At 65.9% G+C, this 18,098-nt stretch carries 21 protein-coding genes; 8 read left to right on the forward strand and 13 right to left on the reverse strand.

The window, feature by feature from the left end:
• The 8 genes from D619_RS0101785 to D619_RS18265 all read right to left on the reverse strand — a co-directional run bounded on the left by D619_RS0101785 (nt 1) and on the right by D619_RS18265 (nt 7,402).
• Nucleotides 1–372, reverse strand: a complete 372-nt coding sequence (locus D619_RS0101785) for an energy transducer TonB (RefSeq protein ID WP_017666841.1) — start codon at nt 370–372, stop codon at nt 1–3.
• Nucleotides 369–1,688 (reverse strand): hemolysin family protein, encoded by a 1,320-nt coding sequence (locus D619_RS0101790; RefSeq protein WP_017666842.1) that lies wholly within the window; start codon nt 1,686–1,688, stop codon nt 369–371. The genes D619_RS0101785 and D619_RS0101790 overlap by 4 nt, the downstream gene beginning before the upstream one ends.
• 73 nt (nt 1,689–1,761) lie before the next feature.
• Entirely contained in the window at nt 1,762–4,125 is a 2,364-nt protein-coding gene (pheT, locus tag D619_RS0101795; protein WP_017666843.1) for a phenylalanine--tRNA ligase subunit beta, read from the reverse strand.
• A complete protein-coding gene (pheS, locus tag D619_RS0101800; protein WP_017666844.1) occupies nt 4,122–5,189 on the reverse strand; it encodes a phenylalanine--tRNA ligase subunit alpha in 1,068 nt (355 codons plus the stop codon). The genes pheT and pheS overlap by 4 nt, the downstream gene beginning before the upstream one ends.
• 109 nt (nt 5,190–5,298) lie before the next feature.
• Nucleotides 5,299–5,931 carry a PEPxxWA-CTERM sorting domain-containing protein gene (locus tag D619_RS0101805; protein WP_017666845.1) on the reverse strand — a complete coding sequence of 211 codons (633 nt, stop codon included), beginning with the start codon at nt 5,929–5,931 and terminating at the stop codon, nt 5,299–5,301.
• Between the two features lie 162 nt (nt 5,932–6,093).
• Nucleotides 6,094–6,459, reverse strand: coding sequence for a 50S ribosomal protein L20 (gene rplT / locus D619_RS0101810; RefSeq protein WP_017666846.1), 366 nt, complete (start codon nt 6,457–6,459; stop codon nt 6,094–6,096).
• Nucleotides 6,460–6,471: 12 nt separating this feature from the next.
• The gene (rpmI, locus tag D619_RS0101815; RefSeq protein ID WP_017666847.1) at nt 6,472–6,675 is read right to left on the reverse strand and encodes a 50S ribosomal protein L35; all 204 of its coding nucleotides are present in this window, start codon (nt 6,673–6,675) and stop codon (nt 6,472–6,474) included.
• Nucleotides 6,676–6,820: 145 nt separating this feature from the next.
• Entirely contained in the window at nt 6,821–7,402 is a 582-nt protein-coding gene (locus D619_RS18265) for a PEPxxWA-CTERM sorting domain-containing protein (protein WP_017666848.1), read from the reverse strand.
• A 219-nt stretch (nt 7,403–7,621) separates the two neighbouring features.
• Between D619_RS18265 and D619_RS0101825 the strand changes: the two genes are divergently transcribed.
• Nucleotides 7,622–7,993, forward strand: a complete 372-nt coding sequence (locus tag D619_RS0101825; protein WP_017666849.1) for a VOC family protein — start codon at nt 7,622–7,624, stop codon at nt 7,991–7,993.
• Between the two features lie 28 nt (nt 7,994–8,021).
• Here the strand turns inward: D619_RS0101825 and D619_RS0101830 are convergent, their stop codons facing one another.
• On the reverse strand, nt 8,022–8,594 hold the full coding sequence (locus tag D619_RS0101830) for a YqgE/AlgH family protein (protein ID WP_017666850.1): 573 nt from the start codon (nt 8,592–8,594) through the stop codon (nt 8,022–8,024).
• Nucleotides 8,595–8,757: 163 nt separating this feature from the next.
• Between D619_RS0101830 and D619_RS0101835 the strand changes: the two genes are divergently transcribed.
• From D619_RS0101835 to D619_RS0101855, 5 genes are all read left to right on the forward strand, one after another.
• Entirely contained in the window at nt 8,758–9,243 is a 486-nt protein-coding gene (locus D619_RS0101835; RefSeq protein WP_026090600.1) for a peroxiredoxin, read from the forward strand.
• A 74-nt stretch (nt 9,244–9,317) separates the two neighbouring features.
• Entirely contained in the window at nt 9,318–11,513 is a 2,196-nt protein-coding gene (locus D619_RS0101840; RefSeq protein WP_017666852.1) for a molybdopterin cofactor-binding domain-containing protein, read from the forward strand.
• Nucleotides 11,510–12,535 carry a ferrochelatase gene (hemH, locus tag D619_RS0101845; RefSeq protein WP_017666853.1) on the forward strand — a complete coding sequence of 342 codons (1,026 nt, stop codon included), beginning with the start codon at nt 11,510–11,512 and terminating at the stop codon, nt 12,533–12,535. Before D619_RS0101840 ends, hemH begins: the two co-directional genes overlap by 4 nt.
• A gap of 113 nt (nt 12,536–12,648) precedes the next feature.
• Nucleotides 12,649–13,371 carry an acetoacetyl-CoA reductase gene (gene phbB, locus D619_RS0101850; protein WP_026090603.1) on the forward strand — a complete coding sequence of 241 codons (723 nt, stop codon included), beginning with the start codon at nt 12,649–12,651 and terminating at the stop codon, nt 13,369–13,371.
• Nucleotides 13,372–13,517: 146 nt separating this feature from the next.
• Entirely contained in the window at nt 13,518–13,727 is a 210-nt protein-coding gene (locus D619_RS0101855; RefSeq protein WP_017666855.1) for a ribbon-helix-helix domain-containing protein, read from the forward strand.
• On the opposite strand, the gene D619_RS0101860 is transcribed toward D619_RS0101855, so the two are convergent.
• A complete protein-coding gene (locus D619_RS0101860; RefSeq protein WP_017666856.1) occupies nt 13,724–14,518 on the reverse strand; it encodes a DUF1295 domain-containing protein in 795 nt (264 codons plus the stop codon). The two genes, D619_RS0101855 and D619_RS0101860, sit on opposite strands and share 4 nt — an antisense overlap.
• 9 nt (nt 14,519–14,527) lie before the next feature.
• Nucleotides 14,528–15,145: a lysophospholipid acyltransferase family protein gene (locus tag D619_RS0101865; RefSeq protein ID WP_017666857.1), complete on the reverse strand. Its 618-nt coding sequence runs from the start codon at nt 15,143–15,145 to the stop codon at nt 14,528–14,530.
• Nucleotides 15,146–15,283: 138 nt separating this feature from the next.
• Between D619_RS0101865 and D619_RS0101870 the strand changes: the two genes are divergently transcribed.
• Nucleotides 15,284–15,691, forward strand: a complete 408-nt coding sequence (locus D619_RS0101870; RefSeq protein ID WP_017666858.1) for a DUF2177 family protein — start codon at nt 15,284–15,286, stop codon at nt 15,689–15,691.
• On the opposite strand, the gene D619_RS0101875 is transcribed toward D619_RS0101870, so the two are convergent.
• Both D619_RS0101875 and serB read right to left on the reverse strand, forming a co-directional pair.
• Nucleotides 15,682–16,146, reverse strand: coding sequence for an SAM-dependent methyltransferase (locus D619_RS0101875; protein WP_017666859.1), 465 nt, complete (start codon nt 16,144–16,146; stop codon nt 15,682–15,684). The genes D619_RS0101870 and D619_RS0101875 overlap by 10 nt on opposite strands.
• Before the next feature lie 81 nt (nt 16,147–16,227).
• Entirely contained in the window at nt 16,228–17,118 is an 891-nt protein-coding gene (serB, locus tag D619_RS0101880) for a phosphoserine phosphatase SerB (protein ID WP_017666860.1), read from the reverse strand.
• Here serB and miaA point away from each other — a divergent pair.
• Entirely contained in the window at nt 17,099–17,989 is an 891-nt protein-coding gene (gene miaA, locus D619_RS15260) for a tRNA (adenosine(37)-N6)-dimethylallyltransferase MiaA (RefSeq protein WP_347574767.1), read from the forward strand. The genes serB and miaA overlap by 20 nt on opposite strands.
• Nucleotides 17,990–18,098 lie beyond the last annotated feature (109 nt).

An 18,098-nucleotide genomic window follows, 5' to 3' on the forward strand; every position in this document is an offset into this window, starting at 1 on the left:
TTAGAGGAACACGCAGACTGTTGTCGGGCTGGTGGGCGGGCAGCGCCGGATGATGCGCCAGGCGATGGTGAACGAAGCGCGGCCGATGGTCTTCTTGCCGGCATCATCCAGCGCCGGCGTGAAGCGCCAGTTCTTTTGCACGATGCGGCAGCTGTCGCCCGCCAGCCCGGCCGGCAGATCGGCGCCGGCGGTGACGGTGCAGCCGGTCACCACGCCCTTGGCATCGATGGCCAGATCCAGGCCCACATCGCCTTCCGCGCCCACGCTGGCGGCCGCTTCGGGATAATCCTCGACCGGGATGGCAATCTTCCTGGGTTGCGGCGGGCTGGCGGCCAGCAACATCGGCGCGAGGATCAGCGGCAAGCGCCTCATGGCAGCGATGCTCCACCATCACCGATGCGGTTGGCCAGCAGCTTGTCGATCTTGCGGCCATCCATGTCGATCACCTCGAACTGCCATGGCCCCACGCGGAACCGCTCGCCGGTCTGCGGCAGGTGGCGCAATTGTTCCAGCGCCAGGCCGGCCACCGTTTCATAATCGCGATCATCGGGCAGCGGCACGCCCAGCCTGTGCGCCAGTTCATCCACCGGCAGCGCGCCCGATATCAGCCAGCTGCCGTCGTCACGTTCAACCGCGGGCGGATCATCATGATTATCGACATCGCTGCGGAAGGCGCCGGCAATGGCCGACAGCACATCGGAGGGGGTCACGATGCCTTCGAAATGGCCATATTCATCATGCACCAGCGCCATCGGGATATCGGCATCGCGCAGCGCATTGAGCGCTTCCACGGCGTCGATCACATCCGGCAGCACCGGGGCGGCCCGTGCCAGCGCCGCCAGATCAAGCGGCTTGCCTTCGATCAGCGCCTGCACCACGTCGCGCGCCTGCAGCACCCCGATGATATCGTCCACGCCGCCGCGCGCCACCAGGATGCGGCTGTGCGGGGTGGCCGCGAGACGCGCCCGCACCACGGCTTCATCCGCATCGGCGTCGATCCATTCCACTTCGCCGCGCGGGGTCATCACGCCGCGCACCCGCCGATCGGCCAGACGCATGATGCCGGCGATCATGTCGCTCTCTTGCGCCTCGATCACGCCGGCCGTGGTGGCTTCGGCCACCACCGATCGCAGTTCCTCTTCGGTCACCGTCTGGTCGCCCTCGCGGCTCTGGCCGAGCAGGCGGAAGACGAAGCGGCTCGACCGGTCGAGCAGCCAGACGAACGGCGTGGTGATCCGCGCGAACAGCGCCATGATGGGCGCCACCCGCACGGCAATGGCTTCGGGGCTGCGCAGCGCGAACTGCTTGGGCACGAGTTCGCCGACGATCAGCGAGAGATAGGTGGCGATCACGATCACCACGGCAAAGCCGGTTTCTTCGGCCAGGTGCGCCGGCAGGCCAAACCACAGCACCAGCCGATCCCCCACCGGCCGCGCCAGGGTGGCACCGGAATAGGCGCCGTTGATGATACCCACCAAGGTGATGCCGATCTGCACGCCCGACAGGAAACGGCTGGAATCCTCGGCCAGCGTCAACGCGATTTTCGCGCCCGATGAGCCGCGTTCGGCCAACCCACGCAGCCGGGGCCGCCGGGCCGAGACGATGGCAAGTTCCGACATGGCAAAAAAGCCATTGAGCAGGATCAGGCCGGCGATGATGCAGGCGTCCAGCCAGGGGAAGGGGGCCATTGGCTCCGGGCACATTACGCGGGGCCAGGGTGCCCGCACGCCCTCTCATACGTGATGGCGGGCAGGCCTGCAATCAACCGCGCAGCGCGGCCCCCAGCTTGGCGGCCGCCGCGATGACCTTGGCCGATACCGCTTCGATCTCGGTTTCGGTGAGCGTGACCGTCGTTGGCTGCAGCGTGACTTCGACGGCCAGGCTGAGCTTGCCCGGTTCGATGCCGGGGCCGCTGTAGCGATCGAACAGGCGGACGCCGGTGATCAGCGCCTTGTCCGCCCCGGCCACGGCGCGCAGCAGGCTGTCGGCGGGCAGGCTTTCATCAACCACGAAGGCGAAATCACGGCTGAGCGGCAGTAGCGGGCTGGGCGCCCAGGCCTCGCGCTTGCGGCTGCGCGGCGGCAGCGCATCGAGATAGAGTTCGACGGCGGCCACCGGTCCCTTCACGTCGAACTGCGCCGAGGTGCGGGGGTGGATGATGCCGAAATCGGCGAGCGCCACCTTGCCCAGCACCAGCCGGCCAGCGCGGCCGGGATGCCACCAGCCGTCCGCCGGCGCGGCGACCTGCAGGCGCTGCACGGGCGCGCCCAGCGCGGCCAATGCGGCCAGCGCTTCGGCCTTGGCGTCATAGGCATCGGGCTTTGTTGCCGGGCCGGAACGCCAATCGCGCCCGCGCGCTTCGCCGGCCAGCAATATGGCGGCGGTCGGGCGTTCGGCGTCGGCGAGGTAGCGCTGGCCGAGTTCGAACAGGCGCACGGAGGCTGCGCCGCGATCCATGTTGCGGGCGGCTGCTGACAGCAGCCCGGGCAGCAGGCTGGGGCGCATGGCGGCCATGTCGGCCGAGATCGGGTTGGCAAGGTTGAATGCCGCGCCGCCGAAGGCATCGGCATCGGCTGGCGGCAGGAAGCTCCAGGTGATGGCTTCATCCAGGCCGCGGCTTGCAGCCACGCGGCGCAGGCGGCGCTGGGTGCGCTGCAATGGCGTCGCGGTCGGAGCGGCAACGCCTTCGGCGCGCGGCAGCGGTGTGGCCGGCACCTTGTCGAGCCCGTGGATGCGCACGACTTCCTCAACGAGATCGGCCTCGCCATCGACATCGCGCCGCCAGGACGGCACGGAAACTTGCCAGACATCACCCTTGGTGACGCCGAAGCCCAAGCGGGCGAGTATATCGGCCTGCTCGTCTTCGGCGACATCCAGCCCGGCGAGGCCGAGCACGCGTGACGGGCGATAGGCGATGGAGCGGCTGGTGTCGGGGATCTGGCCGGCGACAACCATTTCCGAAGCCTCGCCACCGCACAGATCGAGCACCATCTGCGTGGCGAGCTCGAGGCCGGGGACGACGAACTGCGGATCAACGCCGCGCTCGAAGCGGGCGCGCGCGTCGCTGTTGATGCCGAGCGCGCGGCCTGTGGTGCCGATGCGTTCCGGGGTGAAGTACGCCGCTTCGATCAGCACGTCGGTGGTGGTCTCGGAGCAGCCCGAATGCTCGCCGCCCATGATGCCGCCGATGTCGTGCACTTCGGCATCGTCGGCGATGACCGTCATCGTCTCGTCGAGCGCATAGGTCTTGCCGTTCAGCGCCAGCACGCTTTCGCCAGCGCGGGCACGGCGCGCGGTGAGGCCGCCGTTCAACTTGGCGACGTCATAAACGTGCAGTGGACGGCCGGAGTCGATGCTCAGGAAGTTGGTGATATCGACCAGCGCCGAGATCGGCCGCAGGCCGACGGCCCGCAGGCGGCGCTGCAACCAGTCCGGCGAGGCGCCGTTGGTCACGCCGCGCACGACGCGGCCGGCGAAGGCCGGGCAGCCTTCGGCATCCTCGATGGTGATCGGGCGCGGCATCGGGAACGAGCCCACGACCGGCGCAATCGTGCGGGCCTTCAGCGTGCCAACGCCCGCCGCCGCCAGATCGCGGGCGATGCCGAGCACGCCCAGGCATTCCTGCCGATTCGGCGTGATGGCGATATCGAACACCGGATCATTGAGGCCAGCCCAATCGACATAGCGCGCGCCCACCGGTGCATCGTCTGGCAGAGCGATGATGCCGTCATGCTCGTCCGACAGTTCGAGCTCGCGCATCGAGCACATCATGCCCTTCGATTCGACACCGCGGATGGCGGCCACTTTCAGCGTGATGCCGCTGCCGGGCACATAGGTGCCGGGCGCGCCGAACACGCCCTTCATGCCGGCCCGCGCATTGGGGGCGCCGCACACCACTTGGCAGGGCTCGCCGCTGCCGGTATCGACGCTCAACACCTGCAACTTGTCGGCCTGCGGGTGACGATCGGCGGTCAGCACGTGAGCGATGGTGAAGGCGCCCAGCGCTTCCGCCGGGTTCTCGATGCCTTCGACTTCGAGGCCGCAGCCGGTCAGCGCGGCGGCGATCTCATCGACGCTGGCGTTGGTGTCGAGATGGTCCTTGAGCCAGGACAGGGAGAACTTCACGAGACGGCTCCAGCAGAAATGGAGGGCAGGTCAAAGGCGGAGAAGCCGTTGTGCTTCAGCCACTTGATGTCGCCATCAAAGAAGGCGCGCAGATCGGTGAGGCCATATTTCAGCATGGCAAGCCGATCGACCCCGGTGCCGAAGGCAAAGCCCTGCCATTCATTCGGATCAAGCCCGCAGGCTTCGATCACGCGCGGATGCACCATGCCGCTGCCCAGCACTTCCAGCCATTTATCGACCTGACCGGCGCCGGCCGGCTTGCCCGTCTTGGCTGAGTAGCCCACGTCCACTTCCACCGACGGTTCGGTGAAGGGGAAGTAGGACGGGCGGAAGCGCAGCACGACGTCGTCCACCTCGAAGAAGGCCTTGATGAAGGTTTCCAGCGTCCAGCGCAGATGCGCCAGCGTGATGCCCTTGTCGATCACCAGCCCTTCGATCTGGTGGAACATCGGCGTGTGGGTGGCATCCGAATCGCTGCGGTAGACGCGGCCCGGCGCGATGATGCGGATCGGCGGCTTCTGGCTCATCATCGTGCGGATCTGCACCGGCGAGGTGTGGGTGCGCAGCACCAGATGCGGCTGACCGTCGATGTAGAAGGTGTCGTGCATGGCGCGGGCCGGATGGCTTTCCGGGATGTTGAGCGCGCTGAAATTGTGCCAGTCGTCCTCGATCTCCGGGCCACTGGCGACCGCGAAACCCAGATCGGCGAAGATCTCGGCCAGCTCGTCCATCACCTGGGAAACCGGATGGATGCTGCCGGTGGCGGGCAGCGCGACGGGCAGGGTCATGTCCTGCTGTTCTGCCGCCAGCTTCGCGTTGAGCGCTGCTTCGTCCAGCGCCGCTTTCTTCGCGGCCAGTGCTGCCGTCACGGTTTCACGCAGGCCGTTGAAGGCCGGGCCGGCCACGGCGCGTTCGTCCGGGCTCATGCCGCCCAGCGTCTTCAGCAGGGCGGTGATGCTGCCCTGCTTGCCCATGGCGGCCACCCGCACAGCCTCCAGCGCGTCGGGCGTCGCGGCGGCGGCGATGGCGGCCAGGGTTTCGGCTTGCAGATTGTCGGTGCTCATGGGATGCAGCGGTTAGGCCAGCCCCTTGGCCGACGCAAGACCCGTGGCCGCCAAAGAAAACGCCGGGTGCATCGCTGCACCCGGCGTTACGCAACAGGTAAAAACAGGATCAGGCCGAAACGGCGGCGCGGCGACGACGGGCGACAGCGCCGGTCAGGCCGAAACCGGCAATCAGCAGCGCCCAGCTCGCCGGTTCCGGCACGGCACCGGTGCCCAGCGTGTAGACGATGCTGCCGTTGAAGTTGCGCGGCGAGAAGTCGCTGCCGAAATTGCTGCCGCGGCCAAAGCCCGACAGGATCGACAGATTGGCATCGGATGCCACAATGCCGCCAACCACGCTGCCATTGGTGTAATTCACCGGCGAGCCCGACACCGCGTTGAAATAGATGCCGGTGGTGGAGCCGGCCGCCATGGTGAAATCAGGAAAATCAAGGAACGTCTGCGTTCCGATGTCATTTCCGATCAGGCCGGCGGCCGTGCCGATCAGTGTCCATCCGGTTGGCGTGAGGTTGCCGACCACGGTGCCCGGGCGGGTGAAGATTTGGACTGAATGGGTCCCGAAATCCAGGCTGATCGCGCCACCCGTGATGGTGAGCGCCTGGCTGCCGGCGACCAGATCGAACATGATGCCGGCCTGGCCGTTGCCGCCAGCCAGCGGTGTCGACAAGGTGATCGCGGCGGCAGGTGCAGCGAGGCTGGCAGCGAACACCGCCAGTGGAAGCAGACGATTGGCGAACGACATGAATCAACCCCCGAATTGGCGTGAACCGGGCGCCAATGCCGGGCTCGCCAGCGATGGTTATTAGGCGATTAGCCTTAACATTCGGTTGATTCTGAAAAGAAAAAGGCGCCCCGGACAATGCCGGAGCGCCCCCTTCCATTCTGATGCTTTTCGCAGGCGCTGTTACGCGGCCTTCGCCTCAAGAGCGGCCTTCACCTGGCCGATGATGGCGGTGAAGCTTTCCGGCTGGTTCATGGCCAGATCGGCCATCACCTTGCGGTCGATCTGCAGGCCAACGATCTTCACGCCGTTCATGAACTGCGAGTAGGTCAGGCCTTCTTCACGCACGGCGGCGTTGATGCGCTGGATCCACAGGGCGCGGAAATTGCGCTTGTTCACCTTGCGGTCGCGATAGGCGTACTGGCCGGCCTTCTCCACCGCCTGCTTGGCAATGCGGATGGTGTTCTTGCGGCGGCCGTAGAAACCCTTGGCGGCGTCGAGAATGCGCTTGTGCTTGGCGCGGGTGGTTACACCACGTTTGATACGCATGGGTGTCCTCCCTTACTTCAGGCCGTACGGCGCCCAGGCATGCACCCGGGCGGTATCGGACTTGGCCAGCACATCGGTGCCGCGATTCTGACGGATATATTTGGCGTTGTGGCTGATCAGGCGGTGGCGCTTGCCGGCCACACCATGCTTCACCTTGCCGGTGGCGGTGATCTTGAAGCGCTTCTTGACCCCGCTCTTGGTCTTCATCTTGGGCATTTCGGTCTCCTTTTAAAGACGCATCAAAAACGGCCATGGCAGCCCTTCAGCCAGGCCGTTCGGTTCATGCGAAGGGCGCGCTATAACGAAGCGCCGGCCACAGGGCAACCCCTGCAACCGGCGCCTTCATTCGGCCCTCTCGGGATCAGGCGGCGACAGCGGCCTTGCGGCGGCGCTGGATGGCGCCCACCAGGCCAAAGCCGGCGATCAGCATCGCCCAGCTGCGCGGTTCCGGCACGGCCGTAGGGTTGGCGTCGCGCACCACGAAGGTTTCGCTGCAGCAGCTGCCCTGGCTGGTGTTGCCTGGGAAGTTCCAGATGATGCCCGAGGCACCATCGCCGAAATCGCAGTGGCGGAACGTGTTGGAAAACCACGGCGTGGCGCAGGCGGTGGCCGCCGGGTTACCGCCCAAGAAGGTGGCGCCAGTGACGGCTTCGGTGCCACCGGCGGGCACGTTGGCGCCGGTGAAGCTGAAGAGCGAAGCCGTGAAGCCGGTGTTGAGGAAATCGGCAGTGGTGGCGATGCGCCAGCCCTGGGTGGACTGGAACGACAGGTCGATCGGGCCACAGCTGCCGGGCGCGAACGGATCGCAGGGGCTGGCCCAGGCCCAATCAAGGCCGCCGAAGGTGACATAGGCATTGGTCGGCACCGGCGCATCAATGAAAGCGGCCGAGGCCGGGGTGGCGAAGGCAGCGATGGCTGCCGCAGCTGCAAAAACGAAACGCATTGTTAACCCCCTGGAAATACACCATAATGGTGGAGAATGTGATGCAATTTTCGTGCCACGCCTGAAAATCCTGCCTTATCAATGGGCACGTCTGTCATTACGGGCGGCAAGTGTAAGAATTTCCGACACTTGGCCGTTGAACGACGCCCGTTGGCGCGCGCCGCTTGCGACTCAAGAATGTTCTTGTTATGTTCAGGCATTGCAAAGGGAGAACGGCAGATGATCGGTTATGTCACCGTGGGTACCAATGATCTGGCGCGGGCGGCGAAATTCTATGATGCCGTCGCGGCCGAAATGGGTGTGGGTCGCATGATGGAATTTGATGGCTTCATTGCCTGGGGCACGCCGGGCGGCGCGGCCGGCATTGCCGCCACCAAGCCGTTCGATGGACATGCAGCCAGTGTTGGCAACGGCGTGATGGTGGCGTTCGAAGCCAAGGATCAGGCCCAGGTGGACCGGCTTTACGCCATCGCGCTGGCACATGGCGGCACCGATGAAGGCCCGCCCGGCCCGCGTGGCGACTCGGGCTTTTACGCCGGCTATTTCCGTGATCCGGACGGCAACAAGCTGAACGCGTTTGTGATGGGGTGAGCCGCGTTACGGCGCGGCGTGTGATGGTTCAGGCCCGTCCCGGCGTTGCCGACAGGTTCGCCACGGCCACCCCGGTCAGGGCAAAGGCGCGTTCCCAGCGCTTGTCGATCGGTGTGTCCCAAACGGTGGTGGCGTCACCCGGCGCGAGGTGCCAACCGTGCTGGCGCATTTCCATGTCGAGCTGGCCGGCGCCCCAGCCGGCATAGCCCAGCACCATGTGCCAGCGTTTCGGCCCGTCGCCGCGGGCGATCGCCTGCAGCACATCAAGTGTGGAGGTGAAGGCCCAGGCATTGCCCACCCTGATCGTGCCGGATGCGGCATAATCGGCCTCATGCAGCACAAATCCGTGGCCGGGTTCGACCGGGCCGCCTTCCAGCACCGGGGCATCGGGCACCACACCGGGATCGATGTCGAGCTGTTGCAACAGATCATGCAGGCGCAGATCCGGGTGCGGCCGGTTGATCACCAGGCCCAGCGCGCCGCCTTCATCATGCAGGCACATGGCGATGACCGTGCGATCAAACCGGTCATCGCCGATGCCAGGCATCGACAGCAGCAATTGGCCGGAAAGAAATGGCGCGGTTTCCACGCCAGCCACCATAGGCCGGCGCCTGGCGCGGGACAACGTCACAAGCGCGGTGGACGCGAGACAAGCTCGGCATGCGCGGTTCAGAGCAAATACAAGCGAGACTGGCACGCGCGCTGGACGCGGGTTGGGGCCAAGGCTAGGAAAGCCGGGCAGATATGCCCCTGGGAGAATGAACATGTCGATCAAGGTTGGTGATTCGATTCCGACAATGACCCTTGTGAAGGCAACCGCCGATGGCCCGGCGCCGGTGACGACGGCCGAACTGTTCGGCGGCCGCACCGTGGCGTTGTTCTCGGTGCCCGGCGCCTTCACGCCCACCTGCTCGGCCCGCCACCTGCCTGGCTATGTCGAACATGCCGAAACCTTTCTGCGCAACGGCGTTGATGAGGTCGTCTGCGTGTCGGTCAACGATGCCTTCGTGATGGCGGCCTGGGGCAAATCGGCCAACGCCACAGGCAAGGTGACGATGATCGCCGATGGCAATGGCGATTTCTCGAAAGCGCTGGGCCTCACTTTTGATGGCAGCGCCTATGGCATGGGCATTCGTGGCCAGCGTTTCTCGATGATCGTGCGGGACGGCAAGGTCGCCGAGCTCAACATCGAACCGCCTGGCGCCTTTGGCGTGTCGTCGGCCGAACATCTGCTGGGGCAACTGGCCTGAGCCTGAAACCCACCAGCTCGGCGGGCCAGCGGGTCCGCGCTGGCCTGACCCGTCGCAATCTGCTGATTGCGGCGGTGGCTGGCTCTGGTCTGGCCATCGGCTGGGCCGTGTGGCCGCGCGCGACCCGGCTGAACTGGGCGGCGGCCCCCGGCGAATCGCTGATCAATGCCTATCTGAAGATTGGCCCCGATGGCCGCATCACCGTGGCGGTGGCGCAAGCCGAAATGGGCCAGGGCATCTGGTCGGCACTGGCGCAGATCATTGCCGATGAACTGGGCGCCGATTGGCAGACGGTGGGGGTGGAACCGGCGCCGCTGGGCCCGGATTATGCCAATCCCGGATTGACGGCGGCATCGGCGGCGCGCCAATCCGAGCCGCTGCGCAGCCTCATCCTGGGCGCCGGCCGGCGCGTGGCGCGCTTCCTCGATTTCCAGATCACCGGCGGTTCCAACAGCGTGCGCGCCTGGGAAATGCCGCTGCGGGCCGCTGGCGCTGCTGCCCGCGAAATGCTGGTGAAGGCTGCCGCCCGGCGCTGGCAGGTGGAGTGGACCGAAGTCGATACGGCCGGCGGTTTTGTCATCTACAAGGCCAACCGGCTGGCCTTCCACGAACTGATGGCCGATATCGACCCCAATGACGCGCCGGTGGAGCCGACGCTGCGCAGCGAGCGCCGGCTCGCCGGCCAGCCAGTGCTGCGGCTCGACATTCCTGCCAAGGTTGATGGCTCGGCGCGCTTCGGCATCGATGTGCGGCTGCCCAACATGGGCTTTGCCGCCATCGCGCAGGGGCCGCTCGGGTCTAGGCCGGCGCCGCTGGGCAAAGTGGTGCTGCCCCCTGGCGTTCGTCTGGTGGAAGAAGAAAGCTTCGTCGCCTGCGTGGCCGACAATTGGTTTGCCGCACACAAGGCCGTCACGGCGCTGCCGATCAAATGGCAGCAGGGCAAGGACGAGGCGCCTGGCCCCTGGCAGATTGCCGCCGTCCGCGGGGCGCTGGCCGCCGATGGAAAACCCTTTGGGCCAACCGGAAGGGTGGGCGAAGTGGTGCGCGACGAAGGTGATGTCGGCGCCGTGCTGAAGTCCGGCGTCCTCACCGTTGAATATAGTCTGCCCTTCCTCGCCCATGCCTGCCTCGAACCGATGACGGCGACGGCGCGCGTGGTGGACGACCGTGCCGAGATCTGGGCGCCCACGCAGAGTGCCAGCCTGGCCGCACGCGCCGTGGCGCGGGCGCTGGGCAGTGATGATGTGATCATTCACCCGACGCTGATTGGCGGTGGTTTCGGCCGCAAGGTGGAAGGCGATGCCTGCGCCCAGGCTGCGCTGATCGCCCGCGCCGTGGGCCGGCCGGTGCAGCTGATCTGGAGCCGCGAAGAGGATTTCGGCCACGACATGTATCGCCCGGCCGCCGCAGCGCGCCTGCATGGCAAGGCAACGCCGGCCGGCATCCAGGGCTGGAACACTGCCATCGCCGTGCCCGACGTGGGGGCGGCCTTTGCCGGGCGCAACATCGGCCGCATCGCTGGCGGGCCATCGGCGGGTGCCGGCGCCATCGAAGGCGCGGTGGAACTGCCCTATGCCATTCCCAACATGCGCGTGCAGCATTGCCTGGCCGATTGCACCGCGCCGCTGGGTTTCTGGCGCAGTGTTGGCCACAGTTTCACTGGCTTCATCGTCGAATCCTTCGTGGATGAACTGGCGATCGCCGCCGCCGTTGATCCCGCCAGCTTCCGCCTCACCATGCTGAAGGACAAGCCGCGCCATGCTGCCGTGTTGCAGGCGGTGATGGAAATGGGCGGGCCGCTGGGCCGCGACGATGGCGGCAGCGACAGCCCTACCGATCCTGTGGTTGGCCGCGGCCTGGCGCTGGTCGAAAGTTTCGGCAGCATCGTCGCCCAGATTGCCGAGGTGGAAGCCGTGCCGGGTCAACGCCCGCGCGTCACCCGGGTATGGGCGGCGGTCGATTGCGGGCGGGTGATCAACCCCGATACGGTGGTGGCGCAGATCGAAGGCGGCATCATCTATGGCCTGTCTGCCGCGCTTTTTGGCCGCATCGATTTTGCACAGGGCGCGGTGGCGCAGAGCAATTTTCACGCCTATCCGCTTGTCACCATGGCCGATTGCCCCGAAATCGAAACGCGCATCATCGCGTCTGATGCTGATCCCGGCGGCATTGGCGAACCCGGCACGCCGCCGATCGCGCCGGCGGTGGCCAATGCGCTGTTTGCCGCCACGGGCAAGCGTTGGCGCAACCTGCCCTTCTTTTCCGCATGACGGCACCGCTGGTCCTGCCGCCGTTGGCCCTGCCCACCGATCACCCGCCGGTGCGGGCCGGGCGGGTTGGCGTTTTGATGGTCAATCTGGGCTCGCCCGATGCGCCAGATGTGCCGGCGGTGAAGCGTTTCCTGCGCGAATTCCTGTCCGACAGTCGGGTGATCGAGATCCCGCAGATCCTGTGGCAGCCAATCCTGAACCTGCTCATCCTCAATATCCGCCCGCGCACCACGGCCGCCAACTATGCCAAGGTGTGGATGGACGAAGGCTCGCCGATTACCGTTCATACCCGCCGCCAGGCCGAAGCGATGCAGGCACGGCTGGGCCATGCCGTGATGGTGGATTGGGCCATGCGCTATGGCACGCGCACCATCGCCGATCGGCTGGCGGCGCTGCAGAAGGCCGGTTGTGACCGCATCCTGCTGGCGCCGATGTATCCGCAATATTCCGCTGCCACCAATGCGACCGTTGTCGATGATGCCGCCCGTGCGCTGATGGCGATGCGCTGGCAGCCGGCCTTGCGCACCATGGCGCCCTATTTCGATAATCCCGATCACATCGCGGGCCTCGCGCAATCGATCCGCGAGGGTGTGGCCGGGCTGGATTTCGAACCCGATCTGATCGTCACCAGTTTCCATGGCATGCCGCTGCGCACGCTGGAGGCGGGCGATCCCTATCATTGCCAGTGCCTGAAGACCGGGCGCCTGCTGCAGGAAGCGCTGGGCCGGCCAGTGAAGGTGACCTTCCAGTCGCGCTTTGGCCGCGCCGAATGGCTGAAACCCTATACCGACGACACGCTGCTCAGCCTGCCGAAACAGGGCGTGGAAAAGATTGCCGTCGTCTGCCCGGGCTTTGCTGCTGATTGCCTCGAAACACTGGAAGAAGTGGCGATGGAAGGCCGGGATGAATTCATCGAGGCTGGCGGCAAGAATTTTGCCTATATTCCCTGCCTGAACGACAGTGACACCGGAATGGCCATGCTGGAAGCCATCATGCGCCGCGAATTGGCCGGGTGGCTCTGAACAAAGGGATAAACGCCGGTTGAACCTGTCACAAATCCGGCCCAAGATGCGGGCCAAGCCTGTCAGGGAATAGGCAGGCAGAAGGCAACTTGGGAAGAAGGGATGGGCGGCATATGGCAAGGGTAGCAGTGGTCACCGGCGGTACGCGCGGCATTGGTGAAGCGATCAGCATCGCCCTGCGCGACATGGGAATGACGGTGGCGGCCAATTATGGCGGCAGCGATGACAAGGCCCGCGCCTTCACCGAAAAGACCGGCATCAAGAGCTACAAGTGGAATGTCGCCGATCACGAGGCCTGCCTTCAGGGTTGCGCGCAGGTGGCGGCCGAGCTGGGCCCCATCGATGTGGTGGTCAACAACGCCGGCATCACCCGTGACGGCACCTTGATGAAGATGAGCTGGGACGCGTGGGACGAGGTGATCCGCGTCAATCTGGGCGGCTGCTTCAACATGGCCAAGGCCACATTTGCGGGCATGAAGGAGCGCGGGTTTGGCCGGTTCGTGCAGATCGGCAGCATCAACGGCCAGGCCGGGCAATATGGCCAGGTGAATTATGCCGCCGCCAAATCGGGCATCCACGGCTTCACCAAGGCGCTGGCGCAGGAAGGCGCCAAGTTCGGCATCACTGCCAACGCGATTGCGCCCGGCTATATCGATACCGACATGGTCGCCGCCGTGCCGCCGGATGTGCTGGCCAAGATCGTGGCCAAGATTCCGGTCGGCCGGCTGGGCCAGGCCAGCGAGATCGCGCGGGCCGTCGCCTTCCTGGTGAGCGAGGATGCAGGGTTCATCACGGGCTCCACCATGTCGGTCAACGGCGGGCAGCATATGTATTGACGCGCAGCGCCCAAATTGCCTGTTTCTGGCGCGCGGGCCGCGCGCCGACAGGCGCAAGCGCGGTCGGCGGGGCGCCGCGCGCTTCTGCGCGGCGAACCCGTCCGACGAGTCCGCGGCTTTGCCGCGGACCTGCTCGCTGAAGTGACATGAGCCCGAAGAAATACAGCCTCACCATCCAGGGCCATTCGACCAGCCTGACCCTGGAACCGATCTTCTGGCAGGCGCTCAGCGAGGCGGCTTCGGCCGAGGGCAAGTCGTTAGCGGCGCTGGTCGCCGAAATCGACGAAGCGCGCACCACCAACCTGTCGAGCGCGGTGCGCGTGTGGCTGTTTGAGCGGGCGCAGGCCCAGCCCTAGCCGCGTTTGGGCGGCAGCGGGAAGAAGCCCGAGGTGCGGCGGATATAGTCTTCATAACCCGGCCGGTGCTTCTTCAGGCTGTGCTCCAGCATCGGCGCGCCGGACCAGCGGGTGAGGGTGAAGCTGAGGAACAATGGGCCCACCACTGTCCACCACGGCGCACCGGCGGCGATGCCGACGATGAAGATGCCCCACCAGGCGGTGAAATCGCCGAAATAATTGGGGTGGCGGGTGTAGCGCCAAAGCCCGGTATCCATCACCTTGCCCTTGTTGGCGGGATCGGCGCGGAAGGCTTCCAGTTGTGCGTCGCCGATGCTTTCAAAGGCGATGCCGATCAGCGCGAGGGCGGCCCCGGCGACGCCCCACAGCGGCAGCGCCGCGCCGTTATCGGCGAGCACGCCGGCCTGGGCGGGCAGCGACACACCCCACAGCAGCGGCCCCTGCATGCCGAACGCGCGGAACCAGGCCGCCTTGGCAAAGCTCATGCCCTGTTTTTCCACGGCATGGCCGATGATGCGTTCATAGCGCGGATCGCGGCCCAGCCGGCGCCAGCGGGTGATCAGGTGTGTGCCCAGCCGCAGCCCCCACAGGCCGACCAGCACGACCAGCGCCCAGCCAGCCGGCCCAGCCACGCCGCCGTTCAGCAGCGCGGCAACGGCCACGGCAAACACCATGCCATAAGCCCAGATGGCATCGATGAAGGAAACATCGCGGATGGACACGGCATAGCGCCAGCACAGGGCCATCAGCCCGATAACGGCGGCAAGGGTAATCGCGAGATTGGTCAGCATAGGGGAGGATCAGGCCGCTTTGTCAAAAGGTTGCACATTGGCGGACAGGATGGATTTCATCGCCTTGTCCGGGTGTTTGGGCGTCGTGGATTGATAGAACTCCTCCACCCGCGCCATGTCGGCGGCATAATCACCGGTGGGCATGAAGGCCAGCGCCAGCCCGCCGGTTTTTTTGGCATAATCCATCATGCCGACGATCAGTGGCACCTGGGCGCCTACCGCGATGTGATAGAAACCGGTTTTCCATTGCCCCACCGATTTGCGGGTGCCCTCCGGTGCGATGGTGAGCAGGAATTCATCGCGGCGATTGAACTCGTCGATCATGGCCTGGACATAGTTGCCGCCCTTTTCGCGGTTCACTTCCACGCCGCCCATTTCGCGCATGAACTTGCCCAACGGCCAGCGGAACAATTGCCGTTTGGCCATGAAGCTGGTTTCGATGCCGAGATCGCGGGTGAGGCCGATATAATAGACGAAATCCCAGTTCGATGTGTGCGGCGCCGCGATAATGATCGCCTTTTTCGGAATCGGCCGGATCGCGATCGATTTCCAGCCCATGGCGTAATAGAAACGCACCAGCAGCCATTCCAGCAGCCGTGACAGCCCACTCTTTGTCCCGCCCTGCATGGCGCTCCCCATGTTTGGCCAGTCCTGCCCGGCTGACCTTTGCCAGATTCTGACCTGGTTGTGACACAGCATCGCGGATGCGGGGGGATGCTGTCAAATGGGGTGTCAATTTGGCGCTGCGCGGCTAAGGCGGGCCCCATGATCAAGATGCTCGCCGCCTACGGCCTTACACTTGTTGCCTTTGCCGCCATTGATGCGGTGTGGCTGATCAACATGGCGCCGCGCCTGTACAAACCGGAAATTGGCGAAGTGATGATGGAGAATGGCTTCCGCCTCACTCCGGCGATGATCTTCTATGCCATCTATATCGGCGGCATTGTCTATTTCGCGGTGTGGCCGGGCTTGAGCGAAGGCGTGGCCCGCGCGGCGCTGCAGGGCGCCGTGCTCGGCTTCATCTGCTATGCCACCTACGATCTCACCAACTATGCCACGCTGAAAGTGTGGAGCCTGAAGGTGACCGTGCTCGATCTCATCTGGGGCACGGTGCTCACCGGCGGCACGGCGGCAGCGGGCACCTGGCTGACCTCAAAGTTGTTTCACCAGTAATCGGCCATGATGGCGCGGGCCCAATCGGGCTCGCGCACCTCCCCGCGCGGCTGGAAACCGGCCATCACCGGCTTTATGTCGAGCACTGGCGTGCCGTCGATGGCGTCAAGCCCTTCCACCGCCAGTTCCAGGCCATCGACAGCCACGATCCGGCAGATGCTGACCCCCAGCCGGTTGGGCCGGTTCCTCCCGCGTTGCGCGAAGATGCCCACTTTCGGCCAATCGGGGTTGCCACGCGGATGGCGGGCGCCGGTGGTGATCTGATCGTCGCCCACCTGATCGAACAGGAAGATCACTTCGGCATGGCTGAACTGGTCCAGGCCGATCAGCGCTTCGGCGGTAAAGCGCGCCGGATCAAGATTGATGCTGGCCCGGCTATTGCCCCAGTCATCATCAACCGCTTCGCGGCGGCCGCCTGCGACATGGCCGATGGGGGTGAGGGTGAAGCTGGACATGGCAGGTCTCCCGATAGGTCCGGGAGTGTAACCTGTGTGCCCGTGCTGCCAAGCCGACGCCGTGCATGGCTGCCATGTGGATCAGCCCACCCAGTCGGCCCTGATATAGCCCTGTGCCCGCAACAGAACGGTAAGATCGCCGTGGCGAACATGGGCCTGGGCCGCCGCGGCGGCCTTGGGCTTGGCATGATAGGCAATGCCCAGTCCGCCACCGGCTATCGCCGCCTGGAGCATCGGAATGTCGTTGGCGCCGTCGCCCACGGCCAGCGCGGCGCTCATCGGCGTACCGTCGGCTTCGAGCAGCGCCTTTTTTGCGGCGGCATCGACGATGGGTTCGGGCACGGTTCCGGCCAGCACGTCGCCTTCCACGTCAAGCCGGTTGGCCAGCACGCGGGCAAAACCGATTTCGCGTGCCACCGGCACGGCAAAGGGCATGAAGCCGCCCGACACCAGCAAGGATCGCGCGCCATTGGCTGCCATCGTCTGCACCAACTGGCGGGCGCCGGGGTTCAGTCGCACCCGCTCTTCGCGGCACTGGTCGAGCGTGGCGACGGGCAGACCCTTCAGCAGGGCGACCCGGGCCTTCAAGGCGCCGGCAAAATCCAGTTCGCCGCGCATGGCGGCCTCGGTGATGGCGGCCACTTCGACCTTCAGGCCAGCATAGTCGGCCAGTTCGTCGATGCATTCGCAGGCGATCATGGTCGAATCCATGTCGGCCACGATCAGCCGCTTGCGGCGCGGGGAACTGCCGGATTGGACCACAACGTCCATGGCGGGCAGCGCGTCTTCCAGCGCGGCGCGGATGGCGGGGCCGTCGCCGCGTGCCAGGATGTCGAAGGCGTCACCGGCTTCCAGCCAGCTTTGCGCGACGATTTCGGCACCGATGCCGCGCACGACGTCGCTTGCAGCCGAAGCATCGCCGGGCGACAAGGCCCCTTCGGCAACCAGGGTGATGATGAGCGCGTCTGCCATAAACCTCGATCCGGAACGGATCACCGTCCTGACAGGGCCAACCGCCGGGGGCAAGTCTGCGCTGGCGCTGGAACTGGCTCGCCAAGCGAATGGCGTGATCATCAACGCCGATGCCAGCCAGATGTATCGCGATCTCGCCATCGTCAGCGCGCGGCCGTCGCCGGTCGAGGAAGCCGCAGTGCCGCACCGACTTTATGGCGCGCTGGCCGGCGATGATGTGTGCACGGTGGCGCGCTGGGTCGATCTGGCCAAGGCGGAGGTCGCTGCCGCGCAGGCGGCGGGGCGGCAGCCGATCATCGTGGGCGGCACCGGCATGTATCTCACGGCGCTGGTGCATGGCCTGGCGCCGGTGCCGGCCATCGCGGACGATGTGCGGGCAGCGGTCCGGATGCTCGACGCCGCCGCTGCCCGCGCCGCGCTGGAGCGTGAGGACCCCGCCGCCGCCGCCCGCCTGATGCCAGCCGATCGCCAGCGCACGCTGCGGGCGCTGGAGGTGGTGCGATCGACCGGTCGCCCGCTGGCCGATTGGCAACAGCGGCGCGATGGCGGGCTGGGGCCGACAGCGGTGCAGGGCGTTATTGTCGATCGGCCCCGGGCCGAGCTGAATGCGCGGGCCGCGACCCGTCTGCAGGCGATGCTGGCCGCCGGCGCGCTGGACGAGGTGGCGGCGCTGCTGGCGCTGGGCCTGCCCGCCGATGTGCCGGTGATGAAGGCGCTGGCGGTGCCGCAGCTGGCGGCGCATATGGCCGGCGCGATCGATCTTGATGCGGCCATGGCCCAGGCCTTGCACGCCACAAGCCAATATCAGAAGCGTCAGCAGACCTGGGCGCGCAATCAATTCCCCGATTGGCAACGCGTCGGCCCGGGTTGATCCGGTCGCTCCGGCGCGTTCGACGTACCGCAACCTCGGCCTACCGCAATTCGTATCTCCCTGTAACGCATAGTGGGCATTTCGCCCATTAGACGGCGCGGAATGTCAT

Source organism: Sandarakinorhabdus sp. AAP62, from assembly GCF_000331225.1.
Taxonomy (GTDB): domain Bacteria; phylum Pseudomonadota; class Alphaproteobacteria; order Sphingomonadales; family Sphingomonadaceae; genus Sandarakinorhabdus.

What these genes read in the sequence shown, in the direction of transcription:
- D619_RS0101785 (WP_017666841.1), bottom strand. Translation starts at nt 372, where the DNA reads ATGAGGCGCTTGCCGCTGATCCTCGCGCCGATGTTGCTGGCCGCCAGC.
- D619_RS0101790 (WP_017666842.1), bottom strand. Translation starts at nt 1,688, where the DNA reads ATGGCCCCCTTCCCCTGGCTGGACGCCTGCATCATCGCCGGCCTGATC.
- pheS (WP_017666844.1), bottom strand. Translation starts at nt 5,189, where the DNA reads ATGAGCACCGACAATCTGCAAGCCGAAACCCTGGCCGCCATCGCCGCC.
- D619_RS0101805 (WP_017666845.1), bottom strand. Translation starts at nt 5,931, where the DNA reads ATGTCGTTCGCCAATCGTCTGCTTCCACTGGCGGTGTTCGCTGCCAGC.
- rplT (WP_017666846.1), bottom strand. Translation starts at nt 6,459, where the DNA reads ATGCGTATCAAACGTGGTGTAACCACCCGCGCCAAGCACAAGCGCATT.
- rpmI (WP_017666847.1), bottom strand. Translation starts at nt 6,675, where the DNA reads ATGCCCAAGATGAAGACCAAGAGCGGGGTCAAGAAGCGCTTCAAGATC.
- D619_RS18265 (WP_017666848.1), bottom strand. Translation starts at nt 7,402, where the DNA reads ATGCGTTTCGTTTTTGCAGCTGCGGCAGCCATCGCTGCCTTCGCCACC.
- D619_RS0101825 (WP_017666849.1), top strand. Translation starts at nt 7,622, where the DNA reads ATGATCGGTTATGTCACCGTGGGTACCAATGATCTGGCGCGGGCGGCG.
- D619_RS0101830 (WP_017666850.1), bottom strand. Translation starts at nt 8,594, where the DNA reads ATGGTGGCTGGCGTGGAAACCGCGCCATTTCTTTCCGGCCAATTGCTG.
- D619_RS0101835 (WP_026090600.1), top strand. Translation starts at nt 8,758, where the DNA reads ATGTCGATCAAGGTTGGTGATTCGATTCCGACAATGACCCTTGTGAAG.
- hemH (WP_017666853.1), top strand. Translation starts at nt 11,510, where the DNA reads ATGACGGCACCGCTGGTCCTGCCGCCGTTGGCCCTGCCCACCGATCAC.
- phbB (WP_026090603.1), top strand. Translation starts at nt 12,649, where the DNA reads ATGGCAAGGGTAGCAGTGGTCACCGGCGGTACGCGCGGCATTGGTGAA.
- D619_RS0101855 (WP_017666855.1), top strand. Translation starts at nt 13,518, where the DNA reads ATGAGCCCGAAGAAATACAGCCTCACCATCCAGGGCCATTCGACCAGC.
- D619_RS0101860 (WP_017666856.1), bottom strand. Translation starts at nt 14,518, where the DNA reads ATGCTGACCAATCTCGCGATTACCCTTGCCGCCGTTATCGGGCTGATG.
- D619_RS0101865 (WP_017666857.1), bottom strand. Translation starts at nt 15,145, where the DNA reads ATGCAGGGCGGGACAAAGAGTGGGCTGTCACGGCTGCTGGAATGGCTG.
- D619_RS0101870 (WP_017666858.1), top strand. Translation starts at nt 15,284, where the DNA reads ATGATCAAGATGCTCGCCGCCTACGGCCTTACACTTGTTGCCTTTGCC.
- D619_RS0101875 (WP_017666859.1), bottom strand. Translation starts at nt 16,146, where the DNA reads ATGTCCAGCTTCACCCTCACCCCCATCGGCCATGTCGCAGGCGGCCGC.
- miaA (WP_347574767.1), top strand. Translation starts at nt 17,099, where the DNA reads ATGATGAGCGCGTCTGCCATAAACCTCGATCCGGAACGGATCACCGTC.
- serB (WP_017666860.1), bottom strand. Translation starts at nt 17,118, where the DNA reads ATGGCAGACGCGCTCATCATCACCCTGGTTGCCGAAGGGGCCTTGTCG.